Genomic DNA, 25,852 nt, shown 5'->3' with positions numbered 1-25,852 from the left:
AACATGCCGAGCACTGTCTCCCGGCGTCAATTCTTGACCGCCTCAGGCGCGGTGGTCGTCGGCTTCGCGATGCCGTCCGCGTTTCTCGGCCCGTCCCCGGACGCCACGGGCGCGGTGCCGGGCGCGGGCCTTTCACCGGACCCGACGCGGCTCGATTCCTGGTTGACGATCGCCGAGAACGGCAGCGTCACGGTGCTGACGGGCAAGCTCGAGCTCGGGATGGGGGTCTCCACCGCGTTTGCGCAGATTGTGGCCGAGGAGCTGGACGTGCCGCTTCGGTCGGTTTCGTTCATCATGGGGGATACCGCGCGGACCCCGGATCAGGGGGGAGTGGGGGGCAGCACCTCGATCTCCGTCGGAGCCAATCCGCTTCGTCTGGCCGCCGCGGAAGCCCGGCGAGTCCTGCTGGAGCTCGCCTCGGCCCGCCTCGGTGCTCCCGCAGACCAACTCGTCGTCCAGAACGGGGTCGTACAGCGGAAGGACGCTCCCACCGCGCGCGTATCGTATGGAGAGCTCATCGGCGGGCGACTTTTTGAGGTGACCATGGAGTCGGGCGGCGGAGCCGGTGCGGCCGATGCCGCGGGGAGCGCCCGACCGAAATCCCCGGATCGCTACACGATCGTCGGCCAGCCCATCCCCCGGATCGACATTCCCGACAAGGCGACCGGCCGGTTTTCCTATATCGTCGACGTGCGGGTGCCCGGCATGCTGCACGGCCGCGTCATCCGGCCGACGCCCCCGGGCGCCACGCTCCTCCGCACCGAGGAGCCGCGAGGGGTTCCCGGATTGGTCAAGGTGGTGAGGAAGGGAAACTTTCTCGGGGTCGTGGCCGAGACGGAGTGGGGGGTGATCCAGGCGGCACGAACGCTCAAGGTCACCTGGTCGGCGTCGGGGGTGATCTGGCCGGCGATGGCCGACCTGTACAAAGCGATGTGGGCGATGCCCGCGCGCACCCGGCGGGTGATGGCGCAGGTGGGGGACGTCGATGCGGCGCTGGCGTCGGCGGCGCGGACGATCGGGGCCCGCTACGAGTGGCCGTTCCAGTCGCACGCCATGATGGGTCCCTCGTGTGCGATCGCCGAGGTGCGTGACGGGGGAGCGACGGTGTGGTCGCACACCCAGCACCCCCACCAGCTGCGGGACGGCCTGGCGGAGCTGCTCGGCCTGCCGGTCGCCAAGGTGCGCGTCATCTGGGTGCAGGGCGCCGGCTCGTACGGCCGCAGCGGGCACGACGACGCCGCGGGGGACGCGGCGCTCCTCTCGCAGGCCGTCGGCCGCCCGGTGCGCGTGCAGTGGATGCGCGCCGACGAAACGGGGTGGGATCCCAAGGGGCCGCCCATCGTCATGGCGGCTCGGGCCGGCCTCGATGACCGCGGCGGCGTGGTGGCCTGGGACTTCGTGGCCCGCGACTTCAGCTCGTCGGGGGTCTCCCCTAGCCCGAGCCGCGCGGGGAACTTCCTGGCCGGTCAGCTGATCGGGCTGTCGGCGGAAAACATCGACAACCCCGCCAACCTTCAAGAATCCTATACGTTTCCGAGCAAGCGCAGGGTCGGCGAGGTCGTGCCGTGGCCGCAGGAGGGCTCGCCGCTGCGCACGTCAAACCTGCGCGCTCCCGGGCAGCCGGGGACGACGTTCGGCGGGGAGTCGTTCGTGGACGAAGTCGCGGCCGCGCTGCACGCCGATCCCGTGGAGTTCCGGCTGCGTTACCTGCAGGATCCGCGGGCGATCGCCGTGGTCCGGGCGGCCGCACAGCGAGCCGGTTGGGTCTCGAAGCCGTCCCCCCGAGCGGATCTCTTGCGGTCCGGTCTGGTCACCGGACGCGGCATCGCCTACACGCCCCGCGGCAACACCCGCCTGGCGACGATCGCGGAGGTGGAGGTGAACCAGGCCAGCGGGCAGGTCCACGTTACCCGGTTGGTGATCGCCCACGATTGCGGCCTGATCATCAACCCGGACGGTCTGCGCGGCACGATCGAAGCGAACCTGGTGCAATCGACGAGTTGGGCGTTGAAGGAAGAGGTGCGGTTCGGCCGGGAGGGGGTGACCAGCGTGGACTGGGCGAGCTACCCCATTCTCAGGACGCCGGAGGTCCCGGACCAGATCGAGGTCGTCCTGATCAACCGCCCCGACCTGCCGCCCTCTGGAGCGGGGGAGCCCGCCTCGGTGGCCACGGCCCCGGCGATCGCCAATGCGATCTTCGACGCGACCGGTGCGCGCCTCCGCACCGCGCCCTTCACACCCGCGCGCGTGAAGACCGCGCTTCTCCACCGAGCGTAGCCGATAGCTCCGACCGGGTTTCCTGCGTGCATCGGATGGGGAACGGACTCGCCGCGGATCGCTACTGTGCGCCCGGCGCCTCTCGGATGTCCGAGCGTCTCGACACGGTCAAAATCGGCCGCCCTCGCTACCAATTGTATCTGCATAGGCGGGCTCCAGAGATAGGAGCCCGTTTATGTTTCCTATCACTTCCCCTTCGAGGTGTGCCGACGACTCGGCCGTGGTTGACTGGCGTGATGCGGACCTCGCTCATCACTTTCCTAAGCAACTCGAGTGCCTTACGGAACAGCCCCGGGCAGTAGTAATCGAAATGCAGGAACCCCGACGGTGATCCCTCTGTTCGTAGGAACAAGCCTGGGATCATGCAGGTGTCGGTTTGGTTTTGCTCGAAGTTGATCATCAGTGATTAACAACAAGACCGCCTCGGCCGACGGCGAAGAAAGCGTCCTGCGCGTGGATCGCGCCATCCTGCAGAGCATTGCGGACGCGGACGGGCCGGGCGGCCAGGGTACGCTCAGCCTCCTTCTGCGCCGTCACGGTATGGCCGTCAGCGCGCCGACCATCGGCCGGCGGCTGCGCGAGTTGGAGTTTACCGGCGCGCTCCGGAAAGTCGGCGTGGAGGGACGGGTGATCACGGAACGCGGCCGGCGGCTGCTCAAGCACTGGCAGGCCGAAGCGTACTTTCGGACAACCGGCCAGGCGCTCCTTGACACGCTCAAGCGCAGCGACAAGAAGCATCTGCTCGATCTACTCGCTGCTCGGCGGGTGGTTGAGACCGAGGCCGCGGCGCTCGCGGCGGAGCACGCGACGCCCGCGGCGATCGCGCGGCTGGAACACATCTTCCGCAATCAGGTCGAGAGCGTCAAGCGCGGCACCCTAGGCGTCGCGGAAGATCAGGCGTTTCATCAGGAGATCGGTCGGGCCTCGGGGAACACCGTCCTCGCCTCGCTCGTGTCGCTGCTGCGCCACCACCGACGCTACAACGTCATCGTGACGTCGATGCGCGCCGTCGTCGGTGGACGCCTTACGGTCGATCACGCCGCCATTCTCGGCGGCATTAGGCGCAAGAATCCGCGTGTCGCCCGGCAAGCGATGGAGCGCCATCTCCTCAACCTCGCGCATGACCTGGACCGCTACTGGGCGCAGTACACGTCCACGAAGACGACGGTCGCGCGGCGCGGCCGCGCGGCCCGCGAATGAGCACGCCGGCTCACTGTACGCCGGGGTCGGAGCCGCCGTGATGACCCGCTATATCATCGGCCGGTTGGGATGGGCCGTCGTCGTCCTGTGGACGCTGACGGTTGTGGTATTTGGAGTGATCCACCTTAGCGGCGACCCCACCGCGCTGTATGTGGGGCAGGAGGCGACCGCGCAGGACTATGCGGTGATTCGGCACGCGTTGGGCTTTGACCGGCCGCTGCTGCAGCAGTACGGGAGCTTTCTCGCCCACGCGGTTCGCGGCGATTTTGGACGGTCCCTTCGGTTTCAGCAGCCGACGCTGCCGATCGTACTGGGTCGGCTCCCCGCCACGCTGGAGCTGGCCGTCGCTGCGATCGGCCTTGCCGTGATCCTGGCCATTCCGCTTGGCGTGTTCTCGGCGGTCCGGCACGGATCGGCGCTGGACGACATCGGCACGGTGCTGGCGTTGTCCGGGCAGTGCATGCCGACGTTCTGGCTTGGCATAATGCTGATCCTGATCTTCTCGGTTCAGCTGCGGTGGGTTCCGATTTTCGGCACGGGTCCCTTGCGGCTGGTGCTGCCGGCGGTGACGCTCGGCGCCTGGGCCATGGCCCGCACGGCGCGGATCACCCGCTCCAGCATGCTGGAAGTGTTGCGCCAAGACTACCTGCGGACGGCCGAGGCCAAAGGGCTGTCCGCCGCGACCGTGGTGCTGAAGCACGCGCTGCGCAACGGCGCCATTCCGATCCTCACCTCGCTCGGGCTGGACTTCGGCAATCTGCTCGGCGGCGCCGTGATCGTGGAAACGGTGTTCGGCTACCCAGGCGTCGGCCTGCTAAGCGTCAACGCGGTGGTCGGCAAGGACATCCCGCTGATCCAGGCGGTCGTGGTCGTGGTGGCGGCCGTGCTCGTGTTGCTCAACCTCGGCATCGATCTGCTTTACGTCGTCCTGGATCCGCGGATCCGGTACGGGAGCTCGTATGGTGCCTAACGGGGCGGTCTCGATGGTGATCGCGCCGCCGCGGCGGCTGCGGGGGCGCCACCTGCTCTTCCGCGCCATTAGGCCGATTCGCGCAAGCGGTCTCGTGGTGGCCGCCGTGATCGTCTGCGCCGCCGCGCCGGGTTTCGTCACGCACGGGAACCCGAATGCCGTCCATCTGCTGGCCCGGTTTGCGCCGCCGATGAGCCGCACCCCCGCGGGCACGGTGAGCCTGCTCGGTACCGACGAACTCGGCCGCGACATTTTCACCCGCCTCGTCTATGGCGCACGCACCTCCATGTTGATCGGCGCCGCCGCCGTTCTCTTTGCGGGCGTTCTCGGTACCGGACTCGGCTTGACCGCCGCGATCCGGGGCGGGCTCGCGGACAGCGTCATTATGCGGCTCGCGGACATGCAGTTTGCGTTTCCGTTTATCCTCCTCGCCATCACGATTATCGGTATCTTCGGCCAGACCATTCAGAATGTCATCTTGGTCGTGGGGCTCAGCAACTGGGTCGCCTATGCCCGCATCGTCCGGGCCGAGACCCTCGCGGTTCGCGAGCGGGCGTACGTGGAGGCCGCGCGCGCCATCGGCATGACGTTGACGCGGATAGTCTGGCGGCACGTTCTTCCCAACGTGTGCGCCTCGCTGATTGTCGTCGCGACGTTCGGAATGGCGGGGTCGATCCTGGCCGAAGCCGGCCTGAGCTTCCTCGGGCTCGGCGTTCCTCTGAGGATTCCCTCGTGGGGGGGGATGCTAGCCGACGGTCGGCAGTACTTGGATACCGAATACTGGTTGTCGTTCTTCCCGGGTATCGCGTTGTTTATCACGGTCCTGGCGGTCAATCTGCTCGGCGACGGCCTGCGCGACGCGCTCGATCCATACGTCCGGACGCGGAAGGCGTCGCGGTTCTGGTGAGGCACCGGTCAACAACATGAGGAGGTGGTAGGGGTGAAACGCCGTTTACGAGCAGCGAGGTCCCGGGGCGTGGCGCCGGCGGCCGCATCCATCACGCGCCGACAGTTCGTCACTGGGGCGGCGGCCGCAGGGCTGCTGTCCGTGCTACCGAGCGCCCACGCGGCCGGACCGGGCCCGATGGTGGTGGTCATTCCGGGCGAACCGTCGACGCTCGACTGGCAGAAGGCGTGCGACCTCAACACCCACGAGGTCTGCCGTAACATCTTTGACACGCTGCTGATGCGCGACCACAAGACGCTCGCCTTCAAGGGCAGCCTCGCGGAGTCGTGGCGCCTTGTGAATCCGACGACCTGGCAGTTCAAGTTGCGCCGCGGGGTCCGCTTCCACAACGGCGAGCCGTTCGACGCCGCCGCCGTCAAGTTCAGCGTGGAGCGCATGCTGGACCCCAAGTTCGGCTCCTCGCATCGCGGGCTCATTTCCGACATCGACCACGTCGACGTCGTGGATGCTCAAACCGCCAACGTGGTGACCCAAAAGCCCTTCCCGCTGCTGCCCCAGCGGATGAGCTCCGGGGTGTGCGGGACAATCTCTATGGTCCCGCCCAAGTACGTCGCAGACACCGGCGAGGCCGGCGCCGCCGCGAAGCCCGTGGGGACCGGGCCGTACAAGTTCGTGGAATGGGTGAAGGACGACCATATCACGCTTGAGGCAAACCAGGATTACTTCCTCGGCCGCCCGGCGATCGACCGGGTGGTCTTCCGCATCGTGCCGGAGTTGTCTACGCGCGTCGCCGCGTTCGTGTCAGGGCAGGCGGATTTGGTCCTCTACGTGCCACCGGACCAGGTTGCTAAGGTCAACGCGAGCGGCGCGGGCAAGATCGTCGTCTCTCACCTCGGCGGGCTGGTGATCATGACCGTGATCACCAACTACCTCATGCCGGGGCCGTGGGAAGACGTGCGCGTCCGCCGCGCCATCAACTATGCAGTCGACATGGACACCATCATCAAGACGGTGCTGGGCGGGTACGCCGACCCGGTCGGTATGCCGCTGGAGCGGGGTGCGTCCGGCTTCGACACGAGCATCAAGTTCCCGGGGTACGATCCCGCGCAGGCCAAGGCGCTCCTACGGCAAGCGGGGCACGGGAGCGGGTTCGGCATGACGCTCAACGTTCCGAACCACCGCTACATCAACGACGTGGAGGTGATGCAAGCGATCGCCTCGATGCTGGGCAACGTGGGCATCCAGGCAAACGTTCAGGTGACCGAGCAGAGCGTCTACGTCACCAAGTGGGCTAAGCGCGAGCTGTTGCCGGCTTACATGGTGGCCTGGGGCGGCGGCGGCCTGTTCGACGCCGATCTCCTGTTCAACTCACTGGACTCCCACTCCGCGCTGTCGATCTATAAAAACCCCGCGCTCGACGCCGTGCTGGAGCAGGCGCGCACAACCATCGACACCGCAAAGCGGAAGAGCCTGTACTACCAAGCGCAGCAGATCGTAGCGCGCGAGGTGCCCCTGATCAAGGCCTACCAACAGGCCACAATCTTTGGCGTGAGCAACCGCCTGGCCTGGGAGCCTTGGATCGACGGCATGGTCTTCCTGCACGATGCTCGGTTCAAGTAGCGCCGGCGTGGCTGGCGCACGACAAGGAGGCGACACGTTGAGCTCGCAATTGCAGCGGCTGTTCAGTCCGGTCAAGATCGGCCACCGGGAGGCGAAAAACCGCATTGTTAGCACGCCGCACGGGGCGGCCTTCGGCGAGAAGGGCCGGATTACCGAGCGCTACATCCGATACCACGAGGAGAAGGCCAAGGGCGGCTGCGGTGTCGTGATGATGTTCGGGTCCAGCAGCATCCACCCGACCTCGATCAACGACTGGGGCGAGGTCAACAACTGGGACGATAGCATTATTCCGGAATTCCGGCAGATGAGCGACGCGATCCACCGCCACGGTGCGCTCTGCGTCTCTCAGATCTCCCACCGCGGCCGGCGCGGCCATTCTTGGTATTCCGGCGCACCGTTGTGGGGTCCGTCCGAGACGCGCGAGGAGCGCCACCGCCAGTGGCCACACGTTATGACGAAGGTGGAAATCCGCGAAATCGTCGGGGCCTGGGCGGCCGCGGCGCTGCGGCTCAAGAAGGGCGGATTCGATGGGTGCGACATCCCGTGCTATGGCGGGCACCTGCTGGATCAGTTCCTCTCGCCCCTCTCCAACAAGCGCACCGACGAGTACGGCGGCGATCTCGACAACCGCCTGCGCCTCACGCGGGAGGTACTCGAGGCGATCAGGGAAGTCGTCGGCCGCGACTTCATCGTGGGCATCCGCCACAGCGGCGACCATTACGCGCCGGGAGGATTGACGCAGGCCGACCTGCTCGAGGTCGCGCGGCGCATCGACGCGTGGAACCTGCTCGACTACTGGATTGTCACCGGTTCGAGCACCGAGACGTTGCGGCTTGAGGCGATGGTTACGCCGTCGCTCTACCACCCCGAGGGACTCCACAACGACTTCGCGGCGCAAACGCGCAAGGTGGTTCGCGCCCCCGTGATCGTGACCGGCCGGATCGTCACCCCGCAGCAAGCGGAGGCCGCGCTCGCCTCGGGCGTGTGCGACTTGGTCGGCATGACCCGCGCGCTCATGGCCGACCCGGACATGCCGAAGAAGGCTGCAGCTGGGCGGTTCTCTGACATCCGGCAGTGCGTCGGCATCAGCGAAGGCTGCATCGGGCTGCTGCGCCAGGGCAAAGCAATCACCTGCGTGCAGAACCCCGCCGTCGGCCGCGAGGCGGAACTGGCCGAAATCGCAGCGGCGTCTCGTCGGAAGCGCGTGGTCGTTGTCGGCGGCGGCGTCGCCGGGCTGGAGGCGGCCAGGGTGGCAGCCGTGCGCGGTCACCAGGTCGTGCTCTTCGAACAGACGGATCGCCTCGGCGGGCAAGTGCTCGCCGCCGCGCGGGCGCCGAAGCGCGAGACGATCGCGCAGATCGCCTCCTGGTTGGAGGGGCAGGCCCGCAAGCACAACGTGGACGTTCGGCTCAACATGCGCGTTTCGGCGGCGGAGGTGTCTGCGCTCAAGCCGGATGCCGTGATCGTGGCGACCGGCGCCGCCCCACGGCTCCCCGAGATTCCGGGCGTTACGCTGCCACACGTGACGACGGCGGAAGACGTGCTGCTTGGCCGCGTGGCGCCCGGCAAGCGCTGCGTTGTGGTAGATGAGGAGGGCCACTGCGCCGCGCCGACCACCGCCGACTTTCTCGCCCAGCAAGGCCGGCAGGTCACCGCGATCTCTCGCTACTTCCTGCTGGGCGAAGACATCGACGAGGGCGTGCGGGCCGACCTCTACGCGCGGCTCTACAAGCAGGGGGTCAAGATCGAGGCGACCACGGTCGCGGTCGCCGTCGTGCCAGAAGGCGTTCGCGTCCGGCACGCCTATTCCGGCGTCGAGACGGTGCTCGAAGCGGACACGGTGGTCATGGCATTCGGCGGCGTCGCGCGGGACGGCCTGTATCACGAACTCGAGAGCAGGGTTCCTGAGGTGAAGCTCGTGGGAGACGCGTACTCGCCGCGTCGCATCCACGACGCGATCCTCGATGGAACCCGGGCCGCGCGCGCGGTCTGAGGAGGGCTGTCGTGCAGCGTCCGGACGTGCTCGTCGTCGGGGGAGGCATCATCGGCTGCAGTACCGCTTACCACCTGCTGTTGCGCGATCCAGCGCTTCGCGTCCTCGTGCTCGAGCGCGAGGCCATGGTGGGCATGGGATCCACGTCAAAAGCGACGGGCGGCATCCGCCACCAGTTTTCGACCGAGGTGAACGTCAGGTTGACGCAGCTTAGTCTGCCCGTCTACCTGCGCTTCGAGGAGGAGACGGGGTACTCCGTCTTCTTTCGTCCCCACGGCTATCTCTTCGTCACACGCAGCAACGAGATTTTCGCCACCATGCGCGACGCCGTGGCGCTTCAACATCGCCTCGGCGTTCGCACCCGTGTCCTCGAACCCGGCGAAATCGGGCAGTTCGTGCCGGGCATCCGCACGGACGATCTTGCTGGCGGTACCTTTTGCGACCAGGACGGCAGCGCCGAACCGGCGGCGGCGGTCCAGGGGTTTGCGAGCCGCGCCCGCGCGATGGGGGCTGAATTTCGCTTTGGAGAGGACGTCAGCGCCGTCCTGAAGAGCGTGGGCCGCGTGGCCGGCGTGGAGACTGCCGGCGGGCGGATCGAGGCCGGCACCGTCGTGATCGCCGCCGGCCCCTACGGGGCGCAGCTTGCGGCGCTGGGCGGGGTCGAGGTCCCGGCCCAGACGTTCCGCCGGCAGGTTAACGTGGTCGCGCCGCTCCCTGAACTCGACGTCGAGATGCCGCTGCTCACTGATGCCGATACCGGCTTCAATCTCCATCGCACGGGGTCCGGCGACATGCTGCTCGGCGGCACGGACCGGGACTCCCGGCCGGGGTTCGGTCTCGACGTCCACTGGGACGGCATCGAGCGGGTCCTGACGGCGGGGGCGCACCGCGTACCGTCGCTGATGCGGGCGCAGGTTCGGCGCACGTACGTCGGCCTGCGGTCGCTCACCCCTGACCTGCACCCGATTCTCGGACGGGTACCGGGTGTCGACGGGCTGGTGCTGGCGTGCGGCGACAACGGCAAGGGATTCATGCACGCGCCCGCGATCGGCCGACTGCTGAGCGAGGAGATTCTCGACGGTCGAGCCTCGTCCCTCGACCTCGCCCCCCTCCGTCTAGAACGATTTGCCGGGCCGGTGCACCGCGAGGCCTACGTCTTCTAGCACTACACTCCAGCGGGAGGTGTCACGCATCCCATGCCGGATAGCGGACAAACGGAGCGGTTCACGAAGTTTGTCGAAGAGTTCACCTTTCGGCAGATTCCGGCCCAGGTGCTGGAGCGCACGAAAGACGTCACGTTCGACGGACTCGGCGCGCTGCTGTCGGCGGTGTCGCCGCGCTACGATCTTGGGGGCGTGATGGCCCGCATCGTCGAAGAGACGGGCGGTGCGCCGGACGCATCCGTATTCGGCACTGCGGTGCGCACGAACTGCGCCACCGCCGCGCTCGTCAACGGCACCTTCGCCTATTACGGCGACATCGAAAGCTATCATCCGGGCGCCATCATGCACGCCATCGCCGTGGTGGGCCCGGCCGCGCTGGCAGTCGGGGAGCGCATGCACCGGAGCGGTCGCGACGTCCTGAGTGCGATCGTCGTCGGTATCGACGTTGCTTGCCGCGTGAGCAGCGCCTTGAACCCGATCACGCTGTTTGCGCGCGGATTCCACCCCACCTGTGTCGCCGGCACGTTCGGCGCGGCGGCCGCGGCGGCACGCCTCTATGGCCTGCGAAACGCCGCGCTACGCCGAGCATTCGGCCTCGCAGGCACCGAGGCGTCGGGGCTGCTGGCATGGGTCAGCGACCCAACGGAACACTCGCGGCCGTTCAATATGGGCCTCGCCGCCCGGCACGGGGTGTTTGCCGCGCATCTTGCCTCGTGCGGGTTCGGCGGCCCGCCGGAGATCTTCGAGGGCAAATATCCGCTCGGCCGTGCCTTCACGGGCGAGTGGCACCCGGAGGAGTTGTTCGACGGGCTCGGGGAACGGTTCAATGTCATGGGGCTGTACTTCAAACAGTACGCGTGCTGCGCGTTTATCCACCCCGGACTCGACGGCCTGCTTGACCTCATAGGTGCCGCGGAGGTGCGGCCGGACGCGATTCGGCGGATCACCCTGCGGTTTCCGGCGTCGGGGTACCGGGTCATCGACGGCAACGCCCTGCGCTCGCACTGCGCGCAGTACGTGCTCGCCCTTGCTGCCTACAAAGGCGCGGTCGGCTTCTACGACATCCTTCACGACCAGCGGACGGATCGGCGGATCGACGCCCTTTCGCGCCGCGTCAGCGTGGTGGGGGACGACGAGCTGGACCGTACGTACCCCGAGTTGTACAGGTCGATCATCGACATCGAGACGGCGGACGGGGCCCACCACGTCCGTGATGTCACGCACCCGAAGGGATCGCCGGAGAATCCGCTGACGCGCGGCGAACTCGCGGACAAGTTCGCACGCCTGACGGAAGACGTGTTGCCCCCCGGAAGGGCGGCTGAGATCGCTGAGGCGATGCGGACGCTCGAGGAGCTGCCGGATATCGGTGCGTTTACTGAACTGCTGCGAGGGGACACGGTGCACCGCGGGGGCGATGCCTGATGCAAATTGTCGTTCCGGACGACAGTCCGCCGGTCATTTCGGGGACACCCGCCCTGGCGCGGATCCAGGCGGTCGGAGACACCGCCGTGTTCACGACGCCGCCGGCCTCGCTTGACGACCTGATCGGACGGCTGCGCGGCGCCCACACCGCCGTCAACATTCGCGGTTTCTGCAAGTTTCCAGAGGCGGTCCTCGAGGCCGTGGCCGGCACGTTGAAACACCTCGCCATCTGGGGCACCGGAACCGATAACGTTGACCTCGCCGCAGCACGGCGGCTGGGCATCGTGGTCTCGAACACGCCCAACACGGCAACGGAGCCGATCGCCGAACATTGTCTGGCCCTCATGCTCGCGGTCGCTCGCCGGATCATTCATTTGGACGCCGCGGTTCGCCGCGGCGAATGGCCTCGCGGCACGCTGGTCCAATGCCGCGGGAAGACGCTCGGGATCGTCGGGACCGGTGCTATCGGGACTGCCTTCGCGGATCTTGGCCGCGGCATCCAGATGCGCGTGGTGGCGTGGACCCTGCATCCAGACCGCGCGAAGGCGGCGCGCGCCGGGTTCGAGTATCTACCGTCGCTCGAGGACCTGCTGGGCGAATCCGACGTGGTGTCGCTGCATCTGCGCTCGAGTCCCGAAACGCGCGGACTGCTTGGGGCGAAGCAGTTCGCCGCCATGAAGGACGGCGCCATTTTCATCAATACGGCGCGGGGCGATATTGTCGACGAGGTCGCGCTGGCGGTGGCACTGAAGAGCGGCAAAGTCGCGGGCGCCGGCCTCGACGTCTTTGCGACGGAGCCCGTGCCTCGAGACAGCCCGCTCCTGGCGCTGCCGAACGTCGTCCTGACTTCGCACACAGCCGGGACAACGCCCGAGGCGCTGGCGAACGGACTTAACCTCTGCGCGGAAAACGTCGTGCGGTACATCACGCGCGAAGAGGTGGTTCACCGAGTGGTGTGAGGCGCAGGGCACCCCCACACAGGGCCGATGTTCCGCAGTGTGGAATCAGAGAACCGTTTCAATTTCCCAAGATCGGCGACAAGGTGGTGCCATGGATTCAGCGACCCCAGCAACGAGCCGCGCGATGACCGACCGGTTCGCGTCCTTCGTCGAGACGTTGTCCTACGAGCGCATTCCGTCGGAGGTGGTTGCGAAGACCAAAGCGATCCTCCACGATGGACTGGGCGCGTTGCTCTCGGCAACGTCGCTACGCTACGACATCGGGGCGGTGCTGCGGCGGTTCGTGCGTGAAACCGGTGGCACGCCGGAAGCGCAGGTGTTCGGATCGGATCTCCGGACGAACTGCGCGACCGCAGCGCTCGTGAACGGCACTTTTGGTTATTACTGCGATATCGAGAGCCATCACGCGGGCGCCATCATGCACGCGATCGCGGTCGTGGGACCAGCGGCGCTGGCGGTCGGCGAACGGATGCACCGTTCTGGCAAGGACGTACTCGCGGCGATCGTCTGCGGCATAGAGAGCGCGTGCCGGCTGAGCTACGCACTGAGCGGCGCGGCGCTGTACGCGCGGGGGTTCCATCCGACCTGCGTCGCGGGAACATTCGGGTCGCTCGCCGCAGCGGCGAGGCTCTATGGTCTGCGCGGTCCGGCGCTGCGCCATGCTTTCGGCCTCGCCGGCACGGAGACATCGGGTCTCCTCGCCTGGGTAAGCGACGACACCGAGCACTCAAGGCCCTATAACATGGGACTCGCGTCGCGCCACGGTGTGTTCGCGGCGCATCTAGCCTCGTGCGGGTTCGGCGGCCCGCCGGCGATTTTCGAGGGCAAGTACCCACTCGGCCACGCGTTCACGGGGGAGTGGCACGAGGATGCGCTGTTTACAGACCTCGGCACGACGTTTAAGGTGATGGAGCTGACCGTCAAGCAGTACGCGTGCTGCGCGTTCATCCATCCGGGGCTCGACGGGCTACTCGATATTCTCGAGACCGAGAGCGTGCGTCCGGACGAGATCCGGGGTATCACGCTGCGATTTCCGGCCGGTGGCTATCACGTCATCGACGGCAATGCGCTCCGGTCCCACTGCGCGCAGTACGTGCTCGCGCTCGCGGCCCACAGGCGCGTCGTGGACTTCGACGACATCCTGCACGATCGCCGCGATGATCTCGGCATCCGCGTCCTCTCGGATCGGGTACAGGTGGTCGGCGATGCCGAACTGGACCGCACGTATCCCGATCTCTACAGGTCGATCATCGAGGTCGAGACGGTGCGCGGCCGGCATACCCGCGACGTCACCTACCCAAAGGGCTCGCCGCAACGACCGCTCTCGGCCGAGGAACTGCACCGCAAATTTGTGCGCCTTACGGCCGACATCGTCAGCCCGCGCCGCCAGGACGAGATCGCCGGGCTGGTCGGCCGCCTGGAAGAGGTACCCGACGTTGGCGATCTGGCGCGCTTGCTTGCCCACGACACATGAAGTCCGGCACTCTTCAAGGGCGGCTTGGACGGGGGCCGCATTTCGGGCCCCCAACTACCAGCGAGAGGTCATTACTGGCCCGACAAGAAGCCGGCCGCCAAGTAGTACGACGGTCCCGCCGTGGAAACGGCTTGTGCTGAGGCCGCGCTGAACGCCTTCATCGGCGTTGGTAACTCCCTCTCGTGGCGCCGAACGTGACGACAGAACCTGGTGGAGTCGATGCCTGCTAGGCGCGATGACGCGCGGGTGTGGAATCGCGAAGGCCCGACGCTCACCGTGTCGGCGGCGCCGGTCCGGCTAACCATCAGGGTCTGCACCCCGCGCATTGTGCGCCTGCGAATTGGCGAGGGCAACGCGCCCACCGAGTCGGCGTACGTTCCGGCGCGGGAATGGCCGAGCGCCCAGTTCACCGAGGAGCCGGGGCCGGTAGCATCCGTCGATACGGGTGAGTTCGTGCTCCGTGTCACGACCGGTCCGTGGTGTGTGACGTTCGTCGATCAACGCGGAGACGCGCGCGTGCGCGTGCCACTCGCCGAGCTACGGTGTTCGCCGAACGCGGTGGTGCGTCTCGAACTGGCGGGCGTGCAGCACTTCTATGGGCTCGGTGAGGGTGGGCAACAGTTCGACCGACTCGGGGTCACGCGCAGATTCTGGAACAACCACGTCAACCACGGGCACGGCGCGGACGTGCCCATCCCGCTCCTTTTGTCGCACTTGGGCTACGGCCTGTTCTTCGACAACGCCCGGCCGGCCGACGTGACCGTGGGGGGCGCCGACGGCGGGAGATGGGTGGAGTACCGGAGTGCATCGGGACCGCTGGACCTCTACTATCTCGGCGGCACCGGCGGTCTACGGGAAGTGCTGGGCGACGTGGCGACGCTGCTGGGCCAGTCGCCGCTGCCGCCGCGTTGGGCGCTGGGCTACCTGCAGTCGACACGCCATTTCGGTGGCACCGCCGAGTGGCACCAGTTGCTGGCGACGATCCGCGAAAAGCGAGTCCCATGCGACGCGCTCATCTTCCTCTCCACCTACGGGGAGGCCCTCGGCTGGAACCGTGGGGTCGGGCATCTCGAATGTGAGCCGAGGGTGTTGCCGGATCCGCCGACGATGTTCGCAGGCTGATGTCCGATCCGGAGCTCTTGATTCTCGACGAGCCGTCCGCAGGCCTCGCGCCCCACGTGGCCGACGATGTGTTCGGCCAGGTGCGGGCGATCAATCAGCGGGGCGTGAGCCTGCTCATCGTGGAGCAGAAGGCTCGCCAGTGCCTGGCGATCGCTGATTACGGCTACGTTTTGGACCAGGGGCGCAACCAAATTGAGGGCCCGAGCGCGCGATTGCTGGAGGATCCCGAGATGATCCGGCTCTACCTAGTGGTGCGAGTCGAAAATAGGTGACACGAGCGCGACACTTGTGCTCTGGATCTGCAACAGTCTGAAACAGGCCAGTCCGTGTCACTCATCAATGACTCGGTCCACTAGGAGCCCGGCGCCGCCAGCCAGAAGCTAGCTGAGATTGCCCGGGGCGGCTTGGTGTTCGCGACGTACGACGAAAGGACAACCGTGATGTATTCACCCGGTGAAGGCAAAACGGACCTGCGCTTGACGCACGGTGTGCGACGGGGGCAAAAGATCACCATGTTCTTGAATGACCGGCCCGTCACCGCCTACCTGGGTGAATCTGTGGCCGCCGCGCTGATGGCGGAGGGGCATATTGCGTTTCGACGAACGGCTCGACGCGGCGATTTCCGAGGGCTGTTTTGCGGCATGGGCATTTGCTACGACTGCCTGGTGGTGATCGATGGCGAACCGGGGCGCAGGGCCTGCATGATTGAGGTTCGCGATGGTATGCACGTGAAGCTTCAGCAGGGATGGGACGAGGTCGGGCACGTTGAGGCGACCCAACGCCGCTCGCACGGCGGAGGCTCCACAGAGATTGGGTAACCTCCTAGCGCGATGAACGTCGGCGTGAACACGCCATCGAATGCGACGCAGGGCTCGCCGCAAGTCCCGCCGGGGGTGGGTGTCCATATCGGAGGGACCCAAAGGCCATCAATACGATCACCCCAGTCTCGTTCCTCGCGGCCAAAACGGGCGGAGCGCTAGGCGCCCCGGCTCACCGATATTGCCGACGCGTCCGCGTGGGCGCGGGGGGGCCGCGACGGCATAACTCGAGCCCCCGGTTAGAGGCTCTGCCGCGTCCCGGAGCGAACTCCAGAGCAGACGCCGGCACGACCCGTTAAGCCATGAGCGACCGGAACCGCACCGCCCCCAGCACAGCCCTGAAGATTCGGCCGCTGACCCCGGATCGATGGCACGACCTTGAGGCGCTGTTCGGGGAACGGGGGGCGTGTGGCGGCTGCTGGTGCATGTGGTGGAAGCTCACGCGGTCCCAGTTCGCGCGGCAGCAGGGGCCGGGAAACCGGCGGGCGTTTCGAAGGCTCGTGACCTCCGGGGAGCCCCCGGGGCTCCTCGCGTACCACCGGGGCACCCCCGTGGGGTGGTGCGCGGTGGCCCCGCGCGAAGCCTACCCCGCCCTGGAGCGATCCCGCGTGCTCGGGCGCATCGACGATCAGGCCGTGTGGTCGGTGGTGTGCTTCTTCGTCGCGAGGCCGTTCAGGCGGCAAGGCCTGACGGTCGCGCTGCTCCGGGCGGCGATCGCGTACGCGAAGCGCCGAGGCGCGGCGCTCGTCGAGGGGTATCCCGTCGCGCCGCGGAGCGGGAAGATGCCCGACGCCTTCGCGTACACCGGCCTCGTGCCGGCGTTCCGCGAGGCGGGGTTCGTCGAAGTCTCGCGTCGGTCGCCGACCCGGCCGATCATGCGGTGCGCGCTCTCCGGATAAGGGGTTCCGCCGGCGGGCTCCCGCGCGGTTCGACGCGAACACGAGTACCCGTCAGGCTGAATCGATCAAGGGCGGTGGCGCGGAATGACGATCAAGGTGGGCATCCTCGGGGCGGGGTACATCGGCGGGGTGCATGCACGCAACCTGAAGCGGGACGAACGCGCCGACCTGGTGGGGATCGCCGACATCCGCCCCGAGGCGGCGCAGCGCCTCGCCGCCGAGGTCGGTACCCGTCCGCTGCCGGACCTCGATGCCCTCCTCCACGAGGGGGCGCAGGCCGTCTACGTCACGACGCCCAACGCCCACCACGTCGATCCGGTCGTGCAGGCGCTCGGCGCCGGGGTGCACGTCTTCAGCGAGAAGCCGATGGCGACGACGCTGGAGGGGGCGCGGCAGATCGCCGGCGCCGCGGCGAAGAGCCGGGGGCGCTACCAGCTGGGGTTCAACCGGCGATGGGCGCCCGCCTACGCGTACGTCCGCGAGCTGATCACCGCGGGAGAGCTGCGCCCGACGATGGCGCACATCAAGATGAACCGCGGGGAGCTCCAGAACCCGCCGTGGGTGAGCACGACCGCCCTGACCGGCGGGTTCCTGTACGAGTCGACGATCCACCTCCTCGACATGTGCCGGTTTCTCCTGGGGGACGTCGCCGCGGTCCTCTGCCAGGCGCGGACCACCGCCTACCAGGAGCCCGATGGGTTCGCGGCGATCCTCCGCTGCGCCTCGGGGGCGCTGGTGACCTTTCACTCCTGCGCGCACGCCACCTGGATCTTTCCGTTCGAGCGGATCGAGCTCTTCGGACCGCACCAGGCGGCGGTCACCGAGGAGATGGAACGGGTGAGCGTGAGCCCCGGGCTGGGGCGCGAGATCACGACCCGCAACTACTTCCAGCTGCCGGTGGAGGAGAAGTGGGGGTACCGGCTCGAGGATCGGCGGTTCCTGGACGCGATCGTCGACGGCCGGCCCCCGGCGGTGACCGCGGAGGACGGCCTGCGGGCCACCGAGCTCGTGGAGGCCTGCTACCGCAGCGCCCGGGCGGGGGCGGAGGTGGGCCTCCCCCTTGGCTGAGCCCGTGCGGTACCGAGTGCTGGTGACGGACATCGACGGCACGCTCGTCCCCGAGTCAAAGGTCGTGCCGCCCGGGGTGGTCGCCGCGATCGCCGCGGCGCGCGCCCGGGGGGTGCGGATCTGCCTGGCCACCGGCCGGCAGCCGCGATCGGCCAAGCGGTTCGTGGACGCCGTCGGCGCGGACTCCCCCACCATCGTGTACAACGGCGGGCTCCTCTACGACTATCCCTCCGCCCGCGCCCTGTGGGCCCGGCCGCTCCCCCTGCCGGACGCCCGCCGGGTGCTGCCGGTGCTCAAGGGGTTCCCGGAGACCTCGCCGCTCATGTACATCTTCAACAAGGTGTTCGCGGAGCGGCGGACGCCGTTCGTCGATCTCTACTCCGGGCGGGACGCGCTCGAGGTGGAGATCACCCCCGACTTCTCGACGCTCCTGACGGAGCCGCCGATGAAGTTCCTCGTCGTCGGCCACCGCCCCGACCTCGACCGGCTCAGCCGGACGCTCGCGGCGCTTCCCGGACCGCCGATCAACCAAGTGTTCTCGCAGTCGGATTATCTGGAAATCCTCCCCCCCGGCATCGACAAGGGCGTGGCGCTGCGGGAGCTGGCCGAGACCGTCGGCGTCCCGCTGGCGCAGATCGTCGCCGTAGGGGACGCGATGAACGACCTCGGGATGCTGGAGATGGCGGGGCTGGGGGTGGCGGTGGAGGGCAGCCCCGCGCCGCTGCTCGCCGCGGCGGGGGCCACCTGCCCTCGGCCGGAGCAGGAAGGACTGCGCGTCCTTATTGAACGGCTGTTTCTTTAGAGGCGCGCTCCAGGCGGGGCGCGCGGACAGGCGGAATCCGCACCGGCGAAGGAGGAGTGAGGGTGGCGAAGACGGCGAAGTGGACGATCCCGCCGAAGGGCGGGCACATGGATAAGCGGACCGGCGTGTACCTGCAGAACATGACCGGGCACGAGGTCGAGGCGCGGTTGAAGAAGAACGACGTCCTGCTCGTCCCGCTCGGCGCGACCGAGGCGCACGGGGCCCACGCGCCGCTCGGCGAGGACGTCTTCCTGGTCTGCCGGATGGCGGAGGAGGTCGCCGCCCGGACCGGGTGCACCGTGGCCCAGCCGGTGTGGTACGGGTCGCACCCCTACCACCACCTGGGGATGCCGGGGACCGTAGTGATCCCGGAGGAAGTATTCACCGGGTACGTGCGGGCGATGATCGCGGGATTCTGGAACATGGGGTTCCGCAAGCAGATCCTGCTCAACGGCCACGGCCAGGAGTACGTGATCCCGACGGCGATGCACCAGTTCGCCAAGCGCTACCGGGTGCCGAGCCTGCTGCTGCTGGTGAACTGGTACCATCCGATCCGGGATCACTTCAAGCTCAAGCGCGACGGCGGGACGTACGAGACCTCGTTCATCCACGCGGACGAGGTGGAGACCTCCTGGTCGCTCGCGCTGTTCCCCGAACTGCTCGACATGAGGTACGCGCCGGATAACAAGCTCGTCGGCTTCCTGCCGGGGGACCACGTCGACAAGGCCGGCAACCTCCTCAACCGGCCGATCAACTGGTACAGCCAGGTGGGGGCAGGCCCGATCGAGGTCAAGGCGTACATCGAAGGGGTGGTGGGGCGCAGCAGCATCGCCCGGGCGGAGAAGGCGATGGGAGGCGTGCCGCAGCTCCTCGACTACCTGGAGCGGTTGGTCAACGATGTTCACAAGGCGTTCCCGCCCGGCAAGCTGCCTCCGATCTCGATGACCACGGAGCGCGACCCCAAGGAACTGGAAGCGGTGCTCAAAGGGCCGAGAAAGGGCGGCAAGAGCATCTACAGCCTCGGCTACCCCCCGTAGCCGCGGGGGGGGACGGCCCGATGAAGCTCGCCTACACGATCTCCGCGTCTCCGACCCGCTTCGCCGCGGTGGCGCAGGGGCGGGATCTCGCCGCGTCGATCCGCCACCTGGCCGAGGTGGGCTTCGCGGGGGTGGAGCTCGCGATCCGCGATCCCGCCCAGGTGGCCCTGGGGGAGATCGTGGAGGCCACCGCGCGCGCCGGCGTGATCGTGCCGGCGATCGGCACCGGGCAGGCCTACCTCGAGGAGGGGCTCTCGCTCGCCGCCGCGGATCCGGCGGTGCGGGACGGGGCGGCGGCGCGCCTGGAAGCCCACCTGAATGGGGCGGAACGGCTGGGGGCGCTCGTGATCGTCGGGCTGATCCACGGACCCATCCCCCCCGAGGCGGACCGTGCTCGGGCGACGGAGTGGCTGCTGGCCGGCCTGGGGCGCGTGGCGCGGGCGGCGAGGCCGCACGGGGTCCGGATCGTGATCGAACCGGTGAACCGGTACGAGAGCAACTGGCTCAACACGGTCGGCGAGGTGATGGACCTGCTCGAGCGGCTGGGCGAGGACAACGTCGGGGTGCTGCCGGATACCTTTCACATGAACATCGAGGAGGCGGATCTCCGGGAGGCGCTGCGTCGGGCCCGCCCCCGTCTCTGGCACGTGCACGTCGCCGACAGCAACCGGCGGGCCCCGGGGAGCGGCCACCTCGACTTCGCCGGGGTGGTGGCCGAGTTGGCCGCTGCGGGCTATAACGCGGCGGTGTCCGCGGAAATCATCCAGGACCCGACCTTCGAGGTCGCGGCCGCGCAGACGTTCAGGACGATGGCGCCGCTCGTGCCCCGCCGCTCGCCGCCGCCGCGGTCGGGAACGCAGGGAAGGCCGCGCGGATCCGAGAAGTAACCGGACGGGCCCGCGTGTTCGGAGATCACCCCCGCACAGGAGGTGCTGCATGCAGGAATCCTGGCACCGCTATCTCCGTCTGGGGATCGTGCACTTCATGGCATTCCCCGCGGTGATGCGGGGCGAGGGCCCGTACGTGGAGACGGTCCGGCAGATCGCCGGGGACGAGTTCTTCACCGCGATCGAGCTCGGCTGGGTGCACGACGACCGGGCCCGGGCGGAGGCGGCGGCGGTTCTGCGGGAGAGCCATCTCGGCGTCGGGTTCGGCGCGCAGTCGGCGCTGCTGACGACCAAGGGCAACCTGAACGCGCTCGACGACGGCGATCGCCAGAAGGCGGTGGCGCTGGTCCGGCAGTGCGTCGATCAGGCGGCCCAGCTGGGCGCCGCGCGGGTGGCGGTCCTGAGCGGCCCGTACCCGGGTCCGTCCGACGAGGCCAAGGCGACGCGAAGCCTGGTGGAGTCCCTGCTCGACCTCTCCGCGTACGGCCGGGGCAAGGGCATCGCGATCACGCTCGAGACCTTCGACCGGACGATCGAGAAGAAGGCGCTCGCCGGTCCCACCACGCTCTGCGTCGAGATCTCCGAGGCCGTGCGCCGCGACTTCCCCGATTTCGGCCTGATGCTGGACCTCAGCCACATCCCGCTGGTGGGGGAGGGAATCCGGGAGTGCCTGACCCTGGGGCGCGAGCACCTCGTGCACGCCCACATCGGCAACTGCGTGATGCGGGACCGCGCCCATCCCGCCTACGGCGATCAGCATCCCCGGTTCGGAATCGAGGGCGGGGAGAACGACACCCCGCAGGTGGTCGAGTTCCTGCGATGCCTCTTCGAGATCGGGTTCCTGGGAGGGAAGGGGCGCCCGTTTCTCAGCTTCGAGGTCAAACCCCTCGCCGGCGAGACTTCGGAAGCCGTGATCGCCGGCACCAAGCGCGTCTTCGCCGACGCGTGGGCACAAGTGTAAGGAGGAGCACCAGATGACCAAGCCGCGGATCTATATCACACGACCGCTGCCGGAGGGGCCGATGCGGATCCTGGACCGGGCGGTCGAGTACCGCATGTGGGAGCGGGAAGCCGAGCCGGTGCCGCGCGAGACCCTGCTGCGGGAGATCGTCGATGTCGAAGGCGTGATCTGCCTGATCACCGAGAAGATGGACGCCGAGGTGATCGAGCGGGCGCACCGCTGCCGGGTGATCGCGCAGGTGGCGGTCGGGTACGACAACATCGATGTGGCGAGCGCGACCCGGAAGGGCATCTTCGTGACGAACACCCCCGGGGTCCTCACCGACACGACCGCGGACATGGCCTGGGCGATCCTGATGGCGACCGCGCGCCGGGTGGTGGAAGGGGACAAGTTCACGCGGTCGGGGCGCTGGAAGACGTGGGAGCTGATGGGCTTCACCGGTCAGGACGTTTACGGCGCGACGCTCGGCATCGTCGGCCTGGGGCGGATCGGCGTCGCCATCGCCCGGCGCGCCAAAGGGTTCGCCATGCCGATCCTCTACCACAACCGCAAGCGGGTCGACGCCGCCCTCGAGGCTGAGCTGGGGGCCCGCTACCTGCCCCTGGAGGACCTGCTCCGGCAGTCGGACTTCGTCATGATCAGCACCGCGCTGACCGCCGAAACGCGTCACCTGATCGGCGAGGCGCAGCTGGCGCTGATGAAACCCACCGCGGCGCTGGTGAACATCGCCCGCGGACCAATCGTGGACCAGCGCGCCCTCTACCGGGCGTTGGTGGACCGCAAGCTCTGGGCCGCCGGGCTCGATGTCTTCGAGGCCGAGCCGGTGCCGATGACCGAGCCGCTGCTCAAGCTGGACAACGTCGTCATCCCGCCGCACCTCGGGAGCGCCAGCATCGCGACGCGTGTCAAGATGGCGACGATCGCGGCGGAGAACTTGGTGGTGGGCGTGACCGGGAACGTGCCGCCCAACGTCGTGAACCCCGAGGCCCAGGAGCACCGCTAAGCGGCGGTCATCGCTCCGCGCCTCCGGCACCATTCCCCCGGTCGGGTCGGCTGCGGCGGGGCGGGGCACGGTCGGTGCCCCCGCGTCCCGATCCTCGCCTTCGGCACCTCATCGTGCGGGATCCATGGGTTCCGGTACCGGATGCGTCGGTGTGGGGGCTCATGCACACACGCACGACGTGCTCAGACCCGCGCTCGCGAAACGCGCCCATGCGGGCATGGGGATCCCGCCAAATCGGCCGTCGCCTTTTCTCTTCGGATCACTTTTCGATGATCAGGCCGAACCCGTAGCGATCGAGGAGTCGGGCGAGCGTGCGGGCGTCGTTGGTGAGACGGCGCAGCTTCTCCGTTCGAATCGCGGCGGACGCGCGCATCGTTAGGCCGCCTTCACTGACGCACATAGCGCAAGTGTGTGGCAGCTGGACCATCAAGAACCTTGTCAATGCGAAACTGCGGCCCGGGCTCGCGTAGGTTCTCGAAGAGACGCCGACCACCGCCGAACAACACGGGTGCCAAGGCGATTTCCAGCTCGTCAACGACACCCAGGTTCAGGTACTGCTGGATCACATCCGCTCCACCCGCGATACGAATATCACGACTGCCTGCCGATTCCCGAGCCAGCTCTAAGGCACGCTCCGGCCCGTCATTGATGAAGTAAAAGGTCGTCCCACCGGGGCGCGCCCAGGGTTCGCGTTTCTCATGGGTAAGAACGTATACCGGTGTGTGAAACGGAGCCTCCTCTGGCCAGGCACGCTCGCCTTGGTCGAACATTCGCTTGCCCATAATGTTGGCACCGATGCGCTCCGTGGTGCTGCGAAGCAGGTCATTGACCGGGCCGGTCTCTCCCCCTGGTCCGAGCTTGAGGTTCTCGCGGAAGTACTGTTGGTTGACGATCCAGGCCATCAGCGCACCCCACTTGGCGCCCCAGTTCTTGTACTCAGGCTTGTCCCAATTCTCGATGGTCATTCCTTCCGGTGCCATGTAGCCATCGAGGCTAAGCGCAATGTTGACGAATACTTTACTCATGATTCTCCTCTCGCATGTTCGGATGTCGGGCTAACGTTCGCGCTGAGCCGCGGCGCTTACTTTCGCGGCGGCGCCGGGATCTTCCCTCGGTTCTGTTAGACACGTGAAGTTCTACGCGTCTCGACGTTCATAGTCAAGGGGCGACTGATAGCCCAGCGACGAATGCAGTCGCGGGTAGTTGTAGAACCGCAACCGACGGAGCTGCTGGCGGAGATCGGCAACCATCAGGAACGAGCGTCCGTGGATCACTTCAGCCTTGAGTGAGTGGAAGGACTCCATGTGGGTGTTCTCGCCGGGCGCGCCGCCCCGCGTCATGCTCTGCCGCACACCGCTCGCCGCTAAGCGCGTGCGTACCGGCGTCCCCTGAAACTCGCTACCGCGGTCGCTGTGGAAGATCAGGTCGGCGTCGGGTCGTCGTCGTCGAAGCGCCGCGTCCAGCACGGTCCGGGTCACGCGTGAGTCCCGGGTCGCCGCGAGCCGCCACGCCAGCACCCGACGTGACCACTGATTCAGGACCACGATCCAGGACCACGATCAAGTGCCGCCAGCGGCCGCCGCCGCCAAGGTAGGTGACGTCACCTACCCAAATCTGATTCGGCCGGGTCGCATGCGGTGAACCGGATGAGTTTTTTGGGCAACGCATGCTCCTCTTGGAGCAGCGCGTGCGCTCGCTGCAGCGATTGAAACCGTTTCATGTCACGCGCCGGCGGCACGTTCATCCCGGCATGATGTCAGATCTCAAAAACAACTGAGATGTCTAAAACCCTCTACCCCACGCGCCTTCAGCCATTTTTGCCCTTGAAATCACCCACGCGACTTCCTGAAGACCCTCATTAGAAGAGGCACTGCAAGCTGGTGAAGGTTAGACCGCTGAGTCTAAAGAGGTTGATAACCCCGATGATATGCGAGACCTTGCCCGCGCGATTGCAGGATTCGCTAATATCAATCCAGGCAACATCTTTACAGGTGTCAAGGGCACCGGAGAAATCGCAGGAGATCTATTGGCAACTGCAAAAGCATGGGACAATCCCCAGAAGTGGATTCGTGAGACCGCAGTTCAGCTGGTACCCCCCCATTCGAGTAAGGGTCACACGTTTTGACTGCCAGGGTAAGAGAGTTGTGCGCGTGTTTGTCCCTCGTGGTGGTGCGCCAGTCTACTGTGCAGACAAAGTGCCGTATATACGGGATATGACATCTGTGTCCAGAGCGGGGCCTGAGGACCTCCCTCTAATATTCAGCCTCTTTCTCCATTTTGAACTCTTCTCGCCGTGTTGTTCCCTTGTTGCGGGCACCGTGGAATCGGAGTGCTGTGTCCTCACTTTGGAGCGAGATCGCCGTACCAGTAGGCGGCGGTCACTCCGCCATCCATGAGGAAGTCGCTGCCGGTAATGAACCCACCGTCCGGGCCCATCAGCAGCGCGCCGACAGTTCCCACCTCGTCTGGAGTGCCAGCGCGTCCGGCCGCAGACACCTCGATCATGCGCCGGTAGCCTGCGCCACGCGGCCCGGTTAGTTCGTCCTTGGCGAGCGGGGTCACAATGATACCTGGGCTGATCGCGTTGAGCCGCGCACCGCACTTGCCCCAGCGCACTGCCTCGGCCATTACACGTAGCGAGTTCCCGCGCTTCGCGAGTTGGTAGGCGTGAAGAGAATCCGGCACGTTGTCGGGTTGGAGGAAGGGAAGACTGAGCAGCTTTTCCACCGGTGCTGTGGCCAATGCTTTATTTTGCTCGACGGCGAGCGGGGGAAGACGGTGCCCCGACTGCGAGGCGATGACGACACCAGCACCACCGCGGGCGATGACGCTGCCGAACTCTTCCAGCACGAGCGCCGTGCCATAGAGATCGACCTTGAGGATCGTCGCCGGTGATGCCTGCGTCGGGGAAACACCGGCAGCATGGATAAGACCAGTGACATCGCCCAGACCCGTGGCCGTCTCGACCAGCGCATGCACGGCCTCGCGTGAGGAGGCATCGACCGTCGCGACGCTCACCTCAAATCCGGCGTTTCCCAGGACCTCTGTGCCGCTTCGGCATTGTCCACGCGCATATCGGCCAGCAAGACATGCTTACCGGCCCCAACCCGCCGCGCGACAGCTTGACCGATCTGACCGGCTCCGATGAGGACAATTACGTTTGTCATGGCATTCCTTTCACCAACAATTGTGGGCCTTTCATGCGACCCGTGTAATGACTTCGAATCCGACCGTGTCAAGGCGCGTCATCCGTTCAAATGTGTCACTCAT

Annotated in this window: 22 protein-coding genes and 1 pseudogene; 20 read left to right on the top strand and 3 right to left on the bottom strand. The window is 67.1% G+C overall.

The genetic code is table 11. From position 1 onward, the window contains the following. Nucleotides 1-3: 3 nt before the first annotated feature. The 20 genes from VKV57_08675 (at nt 4) to VKV57_08580 (ending at nt 22,582) form a co-directional block, all read left to right on the top strand. On the top strand, nt 4-2,277 hold the full coding sequence (locus tag VKV57_08675) for a molybdopterin cofactor-binding domain-containing protein (GenBank protein ID HLW59984.1): 2,274 nt from the start codon (nt 4-6) through the stop codon (nt 2,275-2,277). A gap of 402 nt (nt 2,278-2,679) precedes the next feature. Next, nucleotides 2,680-3,477: an FCD domain-containing protein gene (locus VKV57_08670; protein HLW59983.1), complete on the top strand. Its 798-nt coding sequence runs from the start codon at nt 2,680-2,682 to the stop codon at nt 3,475-3,477. A 40-nt stretch (nt 3,478-3,517) separates the two neighbouring features. After that, nucleotides 3,518-4,447, top strand: a complete 930-nt coding sequence (locus VKV57_08665; GenBank protein HLW59982.1) for an ABC transporter permease — start codon at nt 3,518-3,520, stop codon at nt 4,445-4,447. Next, nucleotides 4,440-5,354, top strand: a complete 915-nt coding sequence (locus VKV57_08660; protein HLW59981.1) for an ABC transporter permease — start codon at nt 4,440-4,442, stop codon at nt 5,352-5,354. Before VKV57_08665 ends, VKV57_08660 begins: the two co-directional genes overlap by 8 nt. 69 nt (nt 5,355-5,423) lie before the next feature. Continuing rightward, on the top strand, nt 5,424-6,974 hold the full coding sequence (locus VKV57_08655; protein HLW59980.1) for an ABC transporter substrate-binding protein: 1,551 nt from the start codon (nt 5,424-5,426) through the stop codon (nt 6,972-6,974). A gap of 37 nt (nt 6,975-7,011) precedes the next feature. Next, nucleotides 7,012-8,967, top strand: coding sequence for an FAD-dependent oxidoreductase (locus tag VKV57_08650; GenBank protein HLW59979.1), 1,956 nt, complete (start codon nt 7,012-7,014; stop codon nt 8,965-8,967). A gap of 11 nt (nt 8,968-8,978) precedes the next feature. Further along, nucleotides 8,979-10,130 carry an FAD-dependent oxidoreductase gene (locus tag VKV57_08645; protein ID HLW59978.1) on the top strand — a complete coding sequence of 384 codons (1,152 nt, stop codon included), beginning with the start codon at nt 8,979-8,981 and terminating at the stop codon, nt 10,128-10,130. 33 nt (nt 10,131-10,163) lie between these two features. Then, nucleotides 10,164-11,552 (top strand): MmgE/PrpD family protein, encoded by a 1,389-nt coding sequence (locus VKV57_08640; GenBank protein HLW59977.1) that lies wholly within the window; start codon nt 10,164-10,166, stop codon nt 11,550-11,552. Further along, nucleotides 11,552-12,511, top strand: a complete 960-nt coding sequence (locus VKV57_08635; protein ID HLW59976.1) for an NAD(P)-dependent oxidoreductase — start codon at nt 11,552-11,554, stop codon at nt 12,509-12,511. Before VKV57_08640 ends, VKV57_08635 begins: the two co-directional genes overlap by 1 nt. Nucleotides 12,512-12,635: 124 nt before the next feature. After that, the gene (locus tag VKV57_08630) at nt 12,636-13,985 is read left to right on the top strand and encodes an MmgE/PrpD family protein (protein HLW59975.1); all 1,350 of its coding nucleotides are present in this window, start codon (nt 12,636-12,638) and stop codon (nt 13,983-13,985) included. Nucleotides 13,986-14,204: 219 nt separating this feature from the next. Next, nucleotides 14,205-15,107: a TIM-barrel domain-containing protein gene (locus VKV57_08625; protein HLW59974.1), complete on the top strand. Its 903-nt coding sequence runs from the start codon at nt 14,205-14,207 to the stop codon at nt 15,105-15,107. Then, nucleotides 15,107-15,379 carry a hypothetical protein gene (locus VKV57_08620; GenBank protein ID HLW59973.1) on the top strand — a complete coding sequence of 91 codons (273 nt, stop codon included), beginning with the start codon at nt 15,107-15,109 and terminating at the stop codon, nt 15,377-15,379. Before VKV57_08625 ends, VKV57_08620 begins: the two co-directional genes overlap by 1 nt. A gap of 135 nt (nt 15,380-15,514) precedes the next feature. After that, the gene (locus VKV57_08615) at nt 15,515-15,925 is read left to right on the top strand and encodes a (2Fe-2S)-binding protein (GenBank protein HLW59972.1); all 411 of its coding nucleotides are present in this window, start codon (nt 15,515-15,517) and stop codon (nt 15,923-15,925) included. Nucleotides 15,926-16,227: 302 nt separating this feature from the next. Then, nucleotides 16,228-16,824: a GNAT family N-acetyltransferase gene (locus VKV57_08610; protein ID HLW59971.1), complete on the top strand. Its 597-nt coding sequence runs from the start codon at nt 16,228-16,230 to the stop codon at nt 16,822-16,824. Nucleotides 16,825-16,908: 84 nt separating this feature from the next. After that, entirely contained in the window at nt 16,909-17,892 is a 984-nt protein-coding gene (locus VKV57_08605; protein ID HLW59970.1) for a Gfo/Idh/MocA family oxidoreductase, read from the top strand. Then, nucleotides 17,885-18,694 (top strand): HAD family hydrolase, encoded by an 810-nt coding sequence (locus tag VKV57_08600; protein HLW59969.1) that lies wholly within the window; start codon nt 17,885-17,887, stop codon nt 18,692-18,694. The genes VKV57_08605 and VKV57_08600 overlap by 8 nt, the downstream gene beginning before the upstream one ends. A gap of 107 nt (nt 18,695-18,801) precedes the next feature. Continuing rightward, nucleotides 18,802-19,731 carry a 3-dehydro-scyllo-inosose hydrolase gene (iolN, locus tag VKV57_08595; protein ID HLW59968.1) on the top strand — a complete coding sequence of 310 codons (930 nt, stop codon included), beginning with the start codon at nt 18,802-18,804 and terminating at the stop codon, nt 19,729-19,731. A gap of 20 nt (nt 19,732-19,751) precedes the next feature. After that, nucleotides 19,752-20,618: a sugar phosphate isomerase/epimerase family protein gene (locus VKV57_08590; protein HLW59967.1), complete on the top strand. Its 867-nt coding sequence runs from the start codon at nt 19,752-19,754 to the stop codon at nt 20,616-20,618. A gap of 49 nt (nt 20,619-20,667) precedes the next feature. Further along, nucleotides 20,668-21,579, top strand: a complete 912-nt coding sequence (locus tag VKV57_08585; protein ID HLW59966.1) for a TIM barrel protein — start codon at nt 20,668-20,670, stop codon at nt 21,577-21,579. Between the two features lie 13 nt (nt 21,580-21,592). Next, on the top strand, nt 21,593-22,582 hold the full coding sequence (locus VKV57_08580) for a D-glycerate dehydrogenase (protein ID HLW59965.1): 990 nt from the start codon (nt 21,593-21,595) through the stop codon (nt 22,580-22,582). 386 nt (nt 22,583-22,968) lie between these two features. Here the strand turns inward: VKV57_08580 and VKV57_08575 are convergent, their stop codons facing one another. From VKV57_08575 to VKV57_08565, 3 genes and pseudogenes are all read right to left on the bottom strand, one after another. Continuing rightward, the gene (locus VKV57_08575) at nt 22,969-23,607 is read right to left on the bottom strand and encodes a dihydrofolate reductase family protein (GenBank protein ID HLW59964.1); all 639 of its coding nucleotides are present in this window, start codon (nt 23,605-23,607) and stop codon (nt 22,969-22,971) included. Between the two features lie 111 nt (nt 23,608-23,718). Then, a complete protein-coding gene (locus tag VKV57_08570; GenBank protein ID HLW59963.1) occupies nt 23,719-24,126 on the bottom strand; it encodes an integrase core domain-containing protein in 408 nt (135 codons plus the stop codon). A gap of 796 nt (nt 24,127-24,922) precedes the next feature. Next, nucleotides 24,923-25,749: pseudogene (locus tag VKV57_08565) on the bottom strand (SDR family oxidoreductase). Nucleotides 25,750-25,852 lie beyond the last annotated feature (103 nt).

This window comes from bacterium (genome assembly GCA_035307765.1).
Lineage (GTDB): Bacteria > Sysuimicrobiota > Sysuimicrobiia > Sysuimicrobiales > Segetimicrobiaceae > Segetimicrobium.
The sequence above is the reverse complement of the archived record's forward strand: the minus strand, read 5'-3'. Positions and strand labels throughout refer to the sequence as shown.

Excerpts from the sequence above, each read along its gene's own strand:
- VKV57_08675 (HLW59984.1), top strand. The coding sequence starts at position 4 with ATGCCGAGCACTGTCTCCCGGCGTCAATTCTTGACCGCCTCAGGCGCG.
- VKV57_08665 (HLW59982.1), top strand. The coding sequence starts at position 3,518 with ATGACCCGCTATATCATCGGCCGGTTGGGATGGGCCGTCGTCGTCCTG.
- VKV57_08640 (HLW59977.1), top strand. The coding sequence starts at position 10,164 with ATGCCGGATAGCGGACAAACGGAGCGGTTCACGAAGTTTGTCGAAGAG.
- VKV57_08635 (HLW59976.1), top strand. The coding sequence starts at position 11,552 with ATGCAAATTGTCGTTCCGGACGACAGTCCGCCGGTCATTTCGGGGACA.
- VKV57_08630 (HLW59975.1), top strand. The coding sequence starts at position 12,636 with ATGACCGACCGGTTCGCGTCCTTCGTCGAGACGTTGTCCTACGAGCGC.
- VKV57_08625 (HLW59974.1), top strand. The coding sequence starts at position 14,205 with ATGCCTGCTAGGCGCGATGACGCGCGGGTGTGGAATCGCGAAGGCCCG.
- VKV57_08620 (HLW59973.1), top strand. The coding sequence starts at position 15,107 with ATGTCCGATCCGGAGCTCTTGATTCTCGACGAGCCGTCCGCAGGCCTC.
- VKV57_08610 (HLW59971.1), top strand. The coding sequence starts at position 16,228 with ATGAGCGACCGGAACCGCACCGCCCCCAGCACAGCCCTGAAGATTCGG.
- VKV57_08605 (HLW59970.1), top strand. The coding sequence starts at position 16,909 with ATGACGATCAAGGTGGGCATCCTCGGGGCGGGGTACATCGGCGGGGTG.
- iolN (HLW59968.1), top strand. The coding sequence starts at position 18,802 with ATGGATAAGCGGACCGGCGTGTACCTGCAGAACATGACCGGGCACGAG.
- VKV57_08590 (HLW59967.1), top strand. The coding sequence starts at position 19,752 with ATGAAGCTCGCCTACACGATCTCCGCGTCTCCGACCCGCTTCGCCGCG.
- VKV57_08585 (HLW59966.1), top strand. The coding sequence starts at position 20,668 with ATGCAGGAATCCTGGCACCGCTATCTCCGTCTGGGGATCGTGCACTTC.
- VKV57_08580 (HLW59965.1), top strand. The coding sequence starts at position 21,593 with ATGACCAAGCCGCGGATCTATATCACACGACCGCTGCCGGAGGGGCCG.
- VKV57_08575 (HLW59964.1), bottom strand. The coding sequence starts at position 23,607 with ATGAGTAAAGTATTCGTCAACATTGCGCTTAGCCTCGATGGCTACATG.